The sequence below is a fragment of the uncultured Psychromonas sp. genome (genome assembly GCF_947489755.1).
Lineage (GTDB): Bacteria > Pseudomonadota > Gammaproteobacteria > Enterobacterales > Psychromonadaceae > Psychromonas.
The window spans coordinates 88,237-101,882 of sequence record NZ_CANLFB010000012.1; the positions used below are offsets into that span (position 1 = coordinate 88,237).

The 13,646-nt window shown below is 36.2% G+C and carries 11 protein-coding genes; 2 read left to right on the forward strand and 9 right to left on the reverse strand.

Annotated features, from left to right (window positions below; translation table 11 throughout):
• Positions 1 to 60 precede the first annotated feature (60 nt).
• From Q0794_RS08835 to Q0794_RS08875, 9 genes are all read right to left on the reverse strand, one after another.
• Positions 61 to 1,806 carry a GNAT family N-acyltransferase gene (locus Q0794_RS08835; RefSeq protein ID WP_298941351.1) on the reverse strand — a complete coding sequence of 582 codons (1,746 nt, stop codon included), beginning with the start codon at positions 1,804 to 1,806 and terminating at the stop codon, positions 61 to 63.
• Positions 1,807 to 2,081: 275 nt separating this feature from the next.
• A complete protein-coding gene (locus Q0794_RS08840) occupies positions 2,082 to 3,791 on the reverse strand; it encodes a polyamine aminopropyltransferase (RefSeq protein WP_298941352.1) in 1,710 nt (569 codons plus the stop codon).
• 74 nt (positions 3,792 to 3,865) lie between these two features.
• A complete protein-coding gene (locus Q0794_RS08845; protein WP_298941353.1) occupies positions 3,866 to 4,765 on the reverse strand; it encodes a DUF350 domain-containing protein in 900 nt (299 codons plus the stop codon).
• Positions 4,766 to 4,774: 9 nt separating this feature from the next.
• Complete coding sequence (locus Q0794_RS08850; RefSeq protein ID WP_298941354.1) at positions 4,775 to 5,710, reverse strand: hypothetical protein; 936 nt, start codon at positions 5,708 to 5,710, stop codon at positions 4,775 to 4,777.
• 5 nt (positions 5,711 to 5,715) lie between these two features.
• Positions 5,716 to 6,507 carry a 3-deoxy-manno-octulosonate cytidylyltransferase gene (kdsB, locus tag Q0794_RS08855; protein WP_298941355.1) on the reverse strand — a complete coding sequence of 264 codons (792 nt, stop codon included), beginning with the start codon at positions 6,505 to 6,507 and terminating at the stop codon, positions 5,716 to 5,718.
• Positions 6,508 to 6,509: 2 nt separating this feature from the next.
• Positions 6,510 to 6,689 carry a Trm112 family protein gene (locus Q0794_RS08860; RefSeq protein WP_160062031.1) on the reverse strand — a complete coding sequence of 60 codons (180 nt, stop codon included), beginning with the start codon at positions 6,687 to 6,689 and terminating at the stop codon, positions 6,510 to 6,512.
• A complete protein-coding gene (gene lpxK, locus Q0794_RS08865; protein ID WP_298941356.1) occupies positions 6,683 to 7,663 on the reverse strand; it encodes a tetraacyldisaccharide 4'-kinase in 981 nt (326 codons plus the stop codon). Before lpxK ends, Q0794_RS08860 begins: the two co-directional genes overlap by 7 nt.
• Positions 7,663 to 9,414 carry a lipid A ABC transporter ATP-binding protein/permease MsbA gene (gene msbA, locus Q0794_RS08870; RefSeq protein ID WP_298941357.1) on the reverse strand — a complete coding sequence of 584 codons (1,752 nt, stop codon included), beginning with the start codon at positions 9,412 to 9,414 and terminating at the stop codon, positions 7,663 to 7,665. The genes lpxK and msbA overlap by 1 nt, the downstream gene beginning before the upstream one ends.
• Positions 9,415 to 9,434: 20 nt before the next feature.
• On the reverse strand, positions 9,435 to 11,903 hold the full coding sequence (locus tag Q0794_RS08875; protein ID WP_298941358.1) for a DNA internalization-related competence protein ComEC/Rec2: 2,469 nt from the start codon (positions 11,901 to 11,903) through the stop codon (positions 9,435 to 9,437).
• 33 nt (positions 11,904 to 11,936) lie between these two features.
• On the opposite strand from Q0794_RS08875, the gene Q0794_RS08880 reads away from it, so the two are divergent.
• Complete coding sequence (locus Q0794_RS08880; RefSeq protein ID WP_298941359.1) at positions 11,937 to 12,455, forward strand: DUF2062 domain-containing protein; 519 nt, start codon at positions 11,937 to 11,939, stop codon at positions 12,453 to 12,455.
• A 169-nt stretch (positions 12,456 to 12,624) separates the two neighbouring features.
• Complete coding sequence (locus Q0794_RS08885; protein ID WP_298941360.1) at positions 12,625 to 13,236, forward strand: hypothetical protein; 612 nt, start codon at positions 12,625 to 12,627, stop codon at positions 13,234 to 13,236.
• Positions 13,237 to 13,646: the final 410 nt, after the last annotated feature.

A 13,646-nucleotide genomic window follows, 5' to 3' on the forward strand; every position in this document is an offset into this window, starting at 1 on the left:
AATACGTGTTTATGTTTCATAAGTCTCTGTTGTGAGTGTAGCGACAAGCAAAAACATTACTTATGCAACGGCTTCTCTGTCCGCTTCACTTTGACAATGAATATCAATATATCGACGTTGTTTTTTTTCTTTTAAGTAACTTAAATCGACCACGACTAAACCATCAATACAATAATTAAAATCCGGATCAATATTAAAATCTACAAACTGCACACCACCTTCATAACATAACTCTGTATATTGTTTATAAAGTGTCGGTACACTGACTCCCATATTATTCATCATGGTTTTCAATTTCATAAAGTCTTTTGCGTAATTATCACCGCCAAAATAAGTAAGCAATTCATGATCTAACTCTTCTGATAATGAATAAGCATTTTTCGCCGTCGCTAAATGCCCCTGAGCAGGAAAATACAATTGATAAAAATACACTAAAAATGCATGTGCTTTTTTCGGTAAAGAAGCACTTAATGAAACAGGACCAAATAAATAACGAATGTCGGGGTTCATCGCTAAATAAGCTCCAATACCCTGCCATAAATAATCTAAACTACGTTTTCCCCAGTAACGGGGTTGTACAAAGCTTCGTCCCAACTCAATACCTTGCTCAAAGTAAGGTTGCATCTCAGGTTGGTAATTAAAGAGTTGAGCACTGTAGAGCGCATTAACGCCTTGTGCTGATATTAAATGCGAAGTTGTTGTAAAACGATATGCACCAACTAATTCTAATTGTTCTTTATCCCATAGAATAATGTGCATGTAATCAAAATCGAATTTATCTAAATCACGTTTTTCACCTGTGCCCTCACCTACCGCTCTAAAAGTGACTTCTCTGCAACGGCCTAACTCTTTTAGAATAACCCCGTGTTCAGGTTTTTCTAATAAATAGATACACTTACCATCGGACGTATTACCCAATAACTGACACTGCTCGATAGCTTGTTTTAATTCAACTCTGGCGACGGGATGAGCAATGACAGTTTCAGTTTTAAAGTAACTCTGCTGCCCTTTAGCAACGCGATACACTTCTTTTTGTAACAGGTTAACTTTGACCTTAGTCGACAGCTTATTTTGGCCATAACTACTGAAAGGAATTAATTTTCCAATACTGACTTGAATACTTTGTTGATTATGTTTAAACATCTCTTTCACTAATAACAAACCAGCTAACGGTTTGTAAAAAAATGAAGAAGCATAAAAGGTCCAAGAGTTTCTGGCTTTAATATGAATCGGCAATATTGGCGCTTTGGCTCTCGATGCTATTTTCAAAAAACCTTTTTGCCAGGTGCAATCTTTAATGCCTTTTGCAGTAAAGCGCGATACTTCACCAGCAGGAAAAATAATAATGGCACCGTCTGCTGATAAAAACTCATGAATACTAAGTAAATCTTGCCTAGCGGTATTACCAGACATGTTATTAACGGGTAATAACACATTATGTAGTGGCTTTATTTCCATCAATAATTCGTTAGCCACAACCTTTACATCACTTCTTAATTTTTTAACTAAATGTAATAAGGCCAACCCATCTAAAGTACCAATGGGATGATTTGCCACAATGACAACTCGCCCTGTGACAGGGATTCGTTCAATTTGTTTGTCTACGGTGGCGAAACTAAAATTAAAATAATCGAGGGTTTTCTCGATTAAATCAAACCCTTTCAAATTAGGATAACGCTCAGCAAATTGTACAAACTCTGTTTCATGTAAGAGGTTTTTACACAACGAATTTAACACTTTATGTTGCAATGAATTTTCGACTAGTTGAGGAAAATATTTTTTAAATATCTGCTGACTTGAGATCATTTTATTATCATCCTTTTATTCTGTTTAAAATAGAATAAGAACAATCGATGACAGTCAGGTTACAAAAATAAGACGTATTAATGACGCGGCTAAACAATCAAAAAGCATATGACTCTGGATAAGGCACTAATGATAAAGAGGTAATGTTCAATTAATACACTTAACAAATTGAAATTAATGCAGTAAATGAAAATAGCAAAAAAATTGAGGAGGTTAATTTAAAACCCTTACATAGATTTTTATAAGGGTTTTAAATTATTTAAGAATATATCATATTAGTTAGAAAATTCAGTTTCCACTTCCCATGCTTTTTGATGATATTGATACAGAGCATTAGTCCCCAAAAAGTTAACCTTGATTTTATCTTTATCTGCATAGAAATTTTTATTAAATTCAAATGCGCCAGTTAATAAAGGTAATGTTAACCATTTAGTCGGTACATCAACCTGCTTAAATTGCGATAAACGTTGTGATGGTTTTTGACCACTTTTACTGGCGATAGTCCAACCCCATTCACCAAAAGAAGGCACATTTTGGTGATACTGCTCAGCATTAAATCCAGCTTCGTGCAATGTTTTGCCAATCGAAATAAACGCTGATTGTGCATGAAATGGTGAAGTGGACTGCACGACAATCACACCGTCTCCACTTAATAAATGCTTCAAGCGATAATAAAAATTAACACTGTACACTTTATTCAAATCTGGGTGACTAGGATCAGGTAAATCCACGATAATGGTATCAAAGCTTTGTTTTTTTGCTAACAATCGGTCAATAGCAATAAAAGCATCATCATTAATAACCTTCACGCCGGGTTGGTTAAAACTATTCTGCGTTAAACGTTCAATTTTATCACTAAGGTGAGGTGGTAAAAATTGCTTTGGACTTTTAAATAGTGCCGTCAAATTAGGGTCTAAATCAACCAAGGTAACATGTGATGGATTCCATTTTTGTACTTCTCTCAATGCTAAACCATCACCACCACCAATAATTAAAATATTATCGTGACGAGCAGAAGCTTGCATTGCGGGATGCACTAAAAACTCATGATAAATATGTTCATCTAAACTAGAAAACTGTAAACGCCCATTGATATAAAAGTTATAGATAGGCTCATAACCGCCACCTAACAATCGCTCTGTAAAAACTAGGTTTTGATAAGGTGTTTGGGTTTGATAAACCACTTTATCTAGATACAACATGTTCTGCATCTGTTTTTGCCAATGCCCACCTGATACAAAAATTAATACAATGAAGACCGCTAGTATTAAGTGACCGATGATCAACTTCACTTTATGACGTAAATAGCGTTTAAAACGAACGAGAAAGATAAACCCTGCAATCAAGTTAAGTGAAGCGGTTAATGCAGCTGCTTGGCTAATCTCAATATTGAGCATAAACAACACCCATATAGCCGCACCAACACCAGCCCCTATATAGTCGGCACCATAAATAGTCCCTGCATTATGTGCTAGATGATGGCCATATATGGTTTCACGAATACGTGCAATTAATGGAATTTCCATACCAATTAAAAAGCCTAATATAAAGGCAAATAAGTAAGGTAAATTGATACTAAACCAACTCAAACTAGCTAAAAAATCACCTTTTAATAAAACGTCATTAGGAATTTGGTAAGTATCAGCAATGATTTGCGGTAATGTCTGGCTAAAGCCAATCACTGATGCAATAAATAAGGTTGCACTACAACCGATTAATGCAACCGTTAACTCTAGAATCACAAAACCTTGAAAAGCATCTTTAATTTTTTTAGCGGCAAACGCCCCTAACCCCATCGACACAATCATAATGCCAATAATGGCATAAATAACCGTTTCGACACTGCCTAAAATACGTGCTGAATAATGAGAGAGAAGATACTCATAAATTAAACCACAGCAAGCTAATGTCGCCATGATTAAAATGAGTAACGCATCATCAATCACTAGTTTGATTTTTTTACTATTAAGTGAGTTTGATTGCATAGCTTGTTATTCGCTTATAAAAAAAGCCATCTAATAGATGGCTTAATAGGTTCAGATAAAATGCGTGTTGTAAATTAAGACATTAAGCCCATCAATAACAATGCAATTGAGAATGATACTGCTAACTCTATTGTCGCGATACCAACGTTCTGTTGATCTTCCACTTCTTCACGACGATTAATGCCCCATAAAACAAGAAACTTAGCAATCGCAGTGAGTACCGTTAACAACGCCATTAATATGATGCTAATAACAACCCATTGAGCAATACCAAGCCATAATGCATTGGCATCAAAAATGATAAAGTAACTTGCTGCTGTTACTGACATTGCAGTAGAGATTAAGTAACCGCTGTAACGTAACGATAATGCAATATGGTCATTAACCAATGCAGTTTGGAAAGAAATGCCATTATTTTTTGCATATTTCCATTCAAAAAGACGAGTAATGATGACAAGCATAACCTGTGAAACAATCCATGCAGCAATCAACGCAGTAAAGGTATCTATTGTTAATCCGTCAACCCACATAATGGCAGCACGTACAACAATCGCTGTCGCAATCACAGAAGCGGCATCCACCAATGCAACGGCAATGTTACGGTCTAAAATTAACTCTTGTTTATTAAAATCAGGTAACGCAAATTTATCATGAATATAACGTCCTGCTTTGATTAAAATTAAACCCGCTAGACCGTAGCTGAGCATACCAATAAACTCTATTTGGTATGAACCCGCTAGTTCACCGGTAATCGCTCCACTTAACGCGATACCCATAGCCGCGACACCACCAGCCATGCTGATACCGTAAGCAAAGTTATCTTTTTTGGCTAATTCATCTGCGGTATCAACCTTGCCTAGCATGCCCATGGCATAACGGATACAACCTAATAATAAGATGGCAACGGCCATATCAATTGCTAAATAACCTATCAGCGATCCACTGAGATCTAACGTTGTGATTAATTCATTCATATTACTATCCTATTTACCGCGTCTAACGCCACGTGAAGTGGTCGATGTGCTATTTCTGAAACTACTCGATGATGATTTTTGCTTAGAGTAACTTGATTTCCCTGAAAAACTTGGTGCACGTTGTGCTTGTTTACTGGCAGTAGACATGCTGCTGGCACCGGTTTTAGATTTGGCATAAGGACTATTAAAACCGCCTTTATTACCAAATTTTTTCTTGGTGCGTTGCGCTAAATCATCTTGTGATTTTTTTTGCTGCGGTGAGGTATAACGATTACGACCCACATCATTATAGTAGCTATAATCTCGACGAGAAGACCAACGATCGTAACCTATTTGACGAGGTGAAATAGCAGAGAACAACGTATAAGCGGCATACCATTGCCAAAACGAACCACCACTACTATTTGATTGCCATTGACCGTAACCAGGGTTACCGACTAACTGACTACCGGCACCATTACTTTCAGCCCCATTTGCTTGTAAGCTTTGTGCTTGGCTAATCGCATTAACACGAGCTAATTTGCCACCGGACATATCAGCAATAACATTAATAGGATCTGACAATGCATCGCTATATAGGTTTGGGTCAGATGCTTCAACTAAGGTTTCACTTTCGTATAGTTGTGCTTCAATATCACCTAGTACATCAGGTCTTGATTTTAACGTCGATAAACGATCAGTTAATGAACGAAACATAGGCCCATTTCGAGTCGCATCTTTAGACAATTCTTTTAATAATGGACTAAGGTCAGGTTTTTCTTTAGCTAATAACGTTGCGTATTGCTGCAAGATAATCGCATTACGAATACGATCGGTATCTAAGTTATTACCTAAGTTCTCAATTAAATAATCGGCTGTTTTAATATTTGCTTGCAGTCGATCTGCACGGTCATCGCCACAGGCAACGAGCAACAAACTAAAACAACAGATAAGAAAAATGCGCATATGCTTTATGATTCCTTACTGTTAAACATTCTATCGGACAATACATTAATGACTCGTTGTAAGTCATCAGCGGTATCTACACCTGCCGGTGGTAATTCACAGGCAATATCAACATGTATTTTATAACCATGCCACAATACACGTAATTGCTCTAATTTCTCTATCATTTCTAAAGGTGATACAGATAATTGTGCGTATTGTTTTAAAAAGCTAACACGGTATGCATAAATACCAATATGTCGTTGTAAATGTTGCAAATCAACATTTTTTGCTTGTTGATTTTTTACAGTGAAATTATCGCGATCCCAAGGGGTGGTAGCACGACTAAAATATAAAGCGAGTTTATTTTTATCCGTAACAACTTTAACCGCATTAATGTTAAATGCATCTTCTTGGTCTGTGATGGGCGCACTTAACGTCGCTACACTTGCTTGTTCATTGGCAAATAAATTAGTGGCGACTTGCTTTATCACGCTTGGGGGAATTAAAGGTTCATCGCCCTGCACATTAACGATGATTTCATCATCTGCAAATTGGTAAATAGTACAAACTTCTGCCAATCTGTCTGTGCCTGATTCATGATCTTTAGAGGTTAAGCAAACATCGATATTGTCTACTTCCTTTAAAACGTCAACAATACGTTGATCATCAGTAGCGACAATCACTTGTTTAGCACCGCTTTGTAGTGCTTGTTCTGCAACACGTTCAATCATGGTTTTACCCAAAATATCAGCCAATGGTTTCGCTGGTAATCGCGTTGACTGATATCGTGCTGGAATAACAACAATAAATGACATAATTATCTCTCGTCCGCGCTCAACTTACGTGCTTCAACTTGCAATAAGGCTGGAATACCATCTCTTACAGGGTAAGCTAGGTGGTCAAACTTACAGATCAATTCATTATCGGCTTTGTTATAAGCGAGTTTCCCTTTGCATATTGGGCAGGCAATGATATCCAATAATTTAATATCTAACATTTTAATTCCTTAATCTGTTTTAATTTTTGTAAAAATGGTTGAGTAAATGTATCTGGTAGTTGACCATCAATCGGTAAATACCACCAATTAGCTTGTGCAAATCCAGTACACTTTACTGCATCTTTTTCTGTCATTAATAACGGTATCGTTGATTCAAATTGCTTAAAATCTTCCTCTACATAAGCATGGTGATCCGCAAACGCGACCTTTTTTTGTAGTATGAAATTTTGTTTTGTAAGTGTATCAAAAAAACGTGGAGGATAACCTATTGCAGCACAGGCATTAATCGGTTGGTCTGATTGAGCTGCTAATGTGCCAGCAATTCCATCAACTCTTTTACATTCAGATGGCTGTAACAACATGGTAAATTCATCAGCATGAACTTCACCATTGTTAATAATATAATCGACTGCTTTTAAGCGACTAACTGGCTCTCTGAGAGGTCCCATTGGCATGATGTGTTGATTACCATAACGGCGCTTACCATCAACAACCACAATTTCAATGTCGCGTTGCAAAGCATAATGCTGAAGTCCATCATCGGTAATAATCACATCAACATCACAATGTTCAGCTAAATAAGCAGCGGCATTAGAGCGAATGGGATCAACTACGACAGGAATATGTAAACGCTTATGAATTAAAACAGGTTCATCACCCGCTTCCTTGCCAATGGTACCTTGACCCACTAACAATGGATACGTCTCTGACTTGCCACCATAACCACGGCTAATCACACCAGGTTTATAACCTTGTTTAATCAGTAGTTCACATAAACTGATCACAAACGGCGTTTTACCATTACCGCCTACTGAAATATTGCCAACAATGATCACAGGTAACGGGCTTCGATAACTTTTGAGCCACCCTTTTTGATAGGCATAACAACGGACAGTACTAATGCACTGCATTATCAAAGCGAATGGCAATAAAAACCATGCCCACCAACGAGTTGATTGATACCAAAATGGCATTACAACTCCCCTGATGCTTGCATCTGACTTAAGCTATGATAAATCTTTCCTTGTGTGATTAATTCAGCATGTGTACCACGTTCAACCACTTGCCCATGATCGATCACTAATATTTGATCAGCATGTTCAATCGTTGATAAGCGATGCGCAATCACAATTGACGTTCTATTTTTTTGCAACTCATCTAATGCCGCTTGAATATGACGTTCAGATTCAGTATCAAGTGCAGATGTTGCTTCATCTAAGATTAAGATAGGCGCATCACGTAATAATGCACGTGCAATCGCTAAACGTTGGCGTTGTCCACCCGATAACATCGCACCATTTTCGCCAATAATGGTGTTTAAACCTTCTGGGAAACCTTCAATAAATTCCATCGCGTGTGCTGTGGTCGCCGCATCGATAATATCTTGTTCCGTAAATTTCCCTTCGCTAGCGTAGGCAATATTATTCGCGATCGTATCGTTAAATAGATGTACATTTTGCGACACGATAGCAACTTGATTACGTAATGAACTTAAACTGTAATCTTCAATGTTTTTGCCATCTAATCTAATTTCACCTGAGTCAATATCGTAAAAACGCGTGAGCAAATTAGCAATAGTCGATTTACCACTGCCAGAGCGTCCCACTAAAGCCACTGATTGGCCTTCTTTAACTTCAAAACTGACTTTATTTAAAGCAGGTTTTTCAGCGGTTGGGTAAGTAAATATGATGTTATCAATGGTGATATCGCCTTTCGCACGCTCGACTTCATATTTCCCTTCATCTTTTGCTTTGGTCATATCTAACATAGCAAACAAGCTATGGCTGGCTGAGATTCCTTTTTGAATCTCATTATTAATTTGAGTAACATTTTTAATGGGTTTCATTAATGCCATCATAGAGCTTATTATTACCACAAACGTACCCGACGATAATGTATCCATAATTTGTGGGTAAGTCGCTAAATAAAGGACAAACGCTAATGCGAATGAAGCGATTGTCTGTATCACAGGAACACTGATGGCATTCGCACTGGCCATTTTCATATTTTGTGTACGAACCGTGTTACTAACACGTCTAAACTTTTCATTTTCAAGTTTTTGACCACCAAACATTAAGACTTCTTTGTGCCCTTTAAGCATTTGTTCAGAGGAGGTTGTCACTAAGCCCATCGCATTTTGTAAGTTTTTACTGATTTTTCTAAATCGCTTACTCACAATACTAATTGCAATAGCAACAAAAGGACCAACTACAAAAAACACTAATGATAATTGCCAACTTTGATAAAACATTAAAGCAACTAGACCAATAACAGTTGCGCCTTCACGAAATATTTTAACCAATGCATTACTAGCAGCATTTGATACTTGACTTGCGTCATAGGTTATTTTTGATAACAAATCACCTGTATTGGTTTTGTCGAAGAAAGAAATGGGTAACAGTATCAATTGCGCAAATAACTGACGCTGTAACTTCATTACAACGTTTGTACCTACCCAAGCCATACAATAAGAACTTAAGAATGCGGAAACACCACGAATGGCAATAACGATCACTACAAAATATGGCATCATTTCAAGTACAGAGGGATCTTTACCCGTGAAACCATTATCAATTAATGGTTTTAATGACCAAATAAGTGCCATATCAACCAAGGCATAACCAATCATGCCAATAATGCCACCCAATAAGGCAACTTTAAATTCTTTAACATAGCTAACCAAACGCTTTAATACTGCCCAGCCGTTGTCTTTTTCGTTTTTCATGAATACACCAAATGATAGATTTAGAATGCAAGATGTCGATGATACCAATAAGAAGCGAGATCTTCTCTATAAGTTTTTACGTCAATATGCTGATTTTCCACATTAAAGCGAATAAATCCAGTATTTGCGGTTGTTAAATGTTCAACATTGAGTAATTGATAGCGCTCGACCACTGATAAAATTGGAAACCGCCATCGATTTTTATAGCCCGCAGAAAACACAACCCAATCAGGTTGAACCTGTTTTATAAAAGCTAAACTAGAAGACGTTTTACTGCCATGGTGAGGAGCGATTAAAATATCAGCTTTTAAATTTGCTTCTTGGTTCGTTGTATTTTCACTCACTAATTTTTGCTCAACTACCTTACTGATATCTCCCGTGAGTAAAACACTTTTATGCCCATCGCTAATTTTTATTACACAGGAATTATCATTATTGTTTTTACCGACCTTTGAAGGTGAGAGTACCTTTAATGTTAGTTTACCTAATCTGAAAGACTGCCCTGCTAGACATTGCTTAAATTTTCGAAAAGAATGTCCTTTTACTATTTGTTCACGATGCATTAATGCAGCTTCACCAGCATAAGTATTTTTTATCGTTAACTTATCTTGTATTGCAAACACACCTCCGGCATGGTCATTATCACTATGACTAACAAATAAATAATCTAATTCAGTGATGCCACGCGCATTCAGGTAAGGTAAAATAGTTGAATCGGCGACTGCATAATCTGACGAGTAGCTTGGACCAGTATCATATAATAAAACCTCCCCTTCACTTTTAACTAACACCGCTAAGCCCTGACCAACATCAAATACTTCAACCTGCCATGTATTTTGTTCATCCCATTTTAATTCGGTTATTCGCAAAACAATAAAGCTAAAAAAAGTGATGATAAGAATACTTAAAAGCGTTTGACTAACAACAAAAAATCGCTTTAAAAGCCATAAAAATAGACATAATAAAATGCAAAGGCCAGTACTTAATATGAGTGAAACAGTTAAGTCAGAGAGCGCTAAATAACCGAGTGTCAATCCACTGGCGTAATCTAAGAAGATCTCTAATAAATTATTGCTGATACTTAAAAACAACACACCGATAGGTTCAATAATCAATAATATCAAGCTTCCTAACAAAGTGAACGGAATAATAAACCAAGAGAAGAGAGGAATAGCAATCAAATTAATGAATAAAGAAAAAAGGCTAATAGCAGAAAAGTTAACTAGCTGAATGGGTAACATAAATAAGGTTAAAACAAGCTGTAAAAGTACTAATCCTTTAATAAAAGTGATGGTATTTTGCAATAACGTTTTCCACCAAGGTAAATCCTGACGATTTAAATGTTCAGTCCGATGCATTGACCACATGAACACTAAAATACTACTCATAGCAACAAATGAGAGCCATAAACTGCTACTTAAAATGGCTAAAGGATCGAATAACAACATAAACCAAAAACACAACACTAATAGGTCTAATAAACTCACTTTTCGTTTACTAGATAACATCAATATACCTAAAAGCAACATCAATAAGGCGCGTTGAGTAGGTAAAGAAAATCCAGAAATATAGCCATAACCAATACAAACAAAGAAACTCAACGTATTGACTAAACGCCAAGAAAACCACCCTAAGAATCTACCTGGTAATACTTTTTTTAATAAACCATTGAAAATAACAAAAGAGAAAATAAATAATAAACCAATATGCAATCCAGATATCGCAAATAAATGGGCAATGCCCAGTTCCTTAATACTATTTTTATTGCTCACACTCATTAAACTTTTATCAGCGAAAATAAGGGCAATAAGTGATCCTTGTTGTGACATAGAATCAGTGACTTGTAATATTTTTTGATATAATTTAGCACGCAATGATAAACTAGGGTCGATGGTGTTTAAGTGTGTTTTAATGCTAGCGATATAAGCTATGTGTTGTGAATAACGCCATTTTTGTCGATCAAACCCACTGGGATTTGCATTGCCCTGTAATGCTTTTAACCTCACTTTAAATTGGTGTATTTGCCCTGCTTGCACTTGTAAGACAGGTCTAAACCAACGCATTTCAATTAATGGACAATAATGACAGGCTTGACCATTGAAAGCGGTAATACGAGCAATAAAATAACCACTATTTTTTGTATTGATTAATGATTTAATACGCACGGTTATGTTATTGTCTTGGGCATCAAGCGCGTCAGATATAAAATTAACAGATGATTTATGATTATTATTATTTAATAAATATTTGTTTTGAGCGATACTATTCGGATTCACGAGTGCTACAGACCCTCCTAAGAAAGTCATGTATACGAAGGAACTGAAATACAGTGCAGTTAACGGAATAGCGGATAGATACCGCCACCTTGGCCAGCACAAAAATACAAAAAGAACCAACGCACAACTAAGCATGCCGCTAGTATTCAATAACTGTGGCCAATAAAGTGTGCTAATAAAAGTAACAATAGACAACCATATTGTTATGCGCATTTTTTTCCGTTTGAGTAGATAAAGCTTAATTATATGCCAAAAAATTTTATTAAACGTTTTACCCCTAATCCAGAGAAGTTGAAAGCTCACCCGCATTTGAAACGTTTTGGATCTAAATTACTGAATCCCAATCTATGGCATTTAAATAGACGAGGCGCAGCTGGTGCAGTGGCGGTTGGTTTGTTCTGTGCATGGATGCCAATGCCTTTTCAAATGGTATTGGCTGCATTTTTAGCAATGTTTTTTTCTGTTAACCTGCCGATATCAGTCGCATTAGTGTGGGTTTCAAACCCTATTACGATGCCTCCGTTATTCTATGGCGCATATCGTTTAGGTGCTTTTGTTCTTCAAGAGCCACTATTAGATTTCCATTTTAAACTTTCCTATCATTGGATAGTGAATGCGTTTGAAACCATTGCCCCGCCTTTATTTGTCGGATGCTTAATTATTGGTAGTATTTGTGCTTTTCTAGGTTATTGGGCAGCAATGTTATTTTGGCGTTATAGCTCAATTCAAAAATGGAAAAAGCGTAGATATTATAAAAAGCGTTAATAACTCTAGAACAGTATCTATAGAATAGATAAATAATAGATAGAAAATAGATAAATAATTCGAATTTCAACGGGATTTAATTTATTCTATTGATAATTATACCAATTTCATTCAATGAGTAAAAAGCTAGCTTATTGTGAATAACATTATTTGATAATATGGATATTTCATGAAAATACGTCAACAACTTATATCAGCTTTAGTATTAAGTACTTTTTCAGTACCTGTATTAGCAGAAAGATTAATTAATGCAGAACCTTACACTAATGATTATTTAACTATTACTGGCTTTTTAGGTTCACGTTTAGACATCGATTTTGATAATGGTACAGGTGAAAATGATCCTGGTGATGGTGTTCACTTTGCACAAGCGATTGCATTGAACTGGAATTACAAAGAGAACTCTGAAGGTGAATTACTATTTTCTAATAGTTTACGTACCGATGGCGATCAAGATATCTACCTTCAATACTTGCATGTAGGTGGACGTATTTTATTCACTGACACAACACCTTTTTCAACTAGTATCGCACTAGGTTTAGGTGGGACTTACATTAATCCAGCCGGTGATACATACGAATCTAACCTTGCGTTTTCTGCAAGTATGGCCGCGGGTATTCGTTATCAGTTTAATGATAAGTTTGCATTCCGCAGTGACTTAAGAGTGTACGCAACGTTATTACGTGAAGGTCATAGTGAATCGTTCTGTAGTGGTGATAGCTGTTCAGACGGTTATCTAATTGAAGGTGAAATTTTAACGGGTCTAGAATACAAATTCTAAACCTATAGATAATTCATCATGCAATAAAATTGCACAATAAACCTTTTACATTGCTTAATAGAAATCATTTATTAAGACTAAAAATGTAAAAGGCTTTATACCAAACATACTACTATCCCTGCTAACTTGATTCCTACAATCCATTTTTAAAAATACACTTTTAATCGATTCTCTATCCCTTCATATTTTACCTGTTAGTGTTAAGTCCTCTCTGCTTTATAGTCAATGAAACTCACTTTATCCTGAACCTATACCAATCTAAGTAATTATCTCGTCATTTATGCTTGTTAAAATGAATCCTAGCTTCGTTGTTGGTTTTGCAATGAGAATAACTAGTTACTGCAATCAACGCGTTGCTATCATTCATTTCCCCTAACGCCTAAATAGACCCTTTATTTATCCAGATTGGT

Excerpts from the sequence above, each read along its gene's own strand:
- Q0794_RS08860 (WP_160062031.1), bottom strand. The coding sequence starts at position 6,689 with ATGTTAGATATTAAATTATTGGATATCATTGCCTGCCCAATATGCAAA.
- lpxK (WP_298941356.1), bottom strand. The coding sequence starts at position 7,663 with ATGCCATTTTGGTATCAATCAACTCGTTGGTGGGCATGGTTTTTATTG.
- Q0794_RS08875 (WP_298941358.1), bottom strand. The coding sequence starts at position 11,903 with ATGCGCATAACAATATGGTTGTCTATTGTTACTTTTATTAGCACACTT.
- Q0794_RS08840 (WP_298941352.1), bottom strand. The coding sequence starts at position 3,791 with ATGCAATCAAACTCACTTAATAGTAAAAAAATCAAACTAGTGATTGAT.
- msbA (WP_298941357.1), bottom strand. The coding sequence starts at position 9,414 with ATGAAAAACGAAAAAGACAACGGCTGGGCAGTATTAAAGCGTTTGGTT.
- Q0794_RS08850 (WP_298941354.1), bottom strand. The coding sequence starts at position 5,710 with ATGCGCATTTTTCTTATCTGTTGTTTTAGTTTGTTGCTCGTTGCCTGT.
- Q0794_RS08835 (WP_298941351.1), bottom strand. The coding sequence starts at position 1,806 with ATGATCTCAAGTCAGCAGATATTTAAAAAATATTTTCCTCAACTAGTC.
- Q0794_RS08880 (WP_298941359.1), top strand. The coding sequence starts at position 11,937 with ATGCCAAAAAATTTTATTAAACGTTTTACCCCTAATCCAGAGAAGTTG.
- Q0794_RS08845 (WP_298941353.1), bottom strand. The coding sequence starts at position 4,765 with ATGAATGAATTAATCACAACGTTAGATCTCAGTGGATCGCTGATAGGT.
- Q0794_RS08885 (WP_298941360.1), top strand. The coding sequence starts at position 12,625 with ATGAAAATACGTCAACAACTTATATCAGCTTTAGTATTAAGTACTTTT.
- kdsB (WP_298941355.1), bottom strand. The coding sequence starts at position 6,507 with ATGTCATTTATTGTTGTTATTCCAGCACGATATCAGTCAACGCGATTA.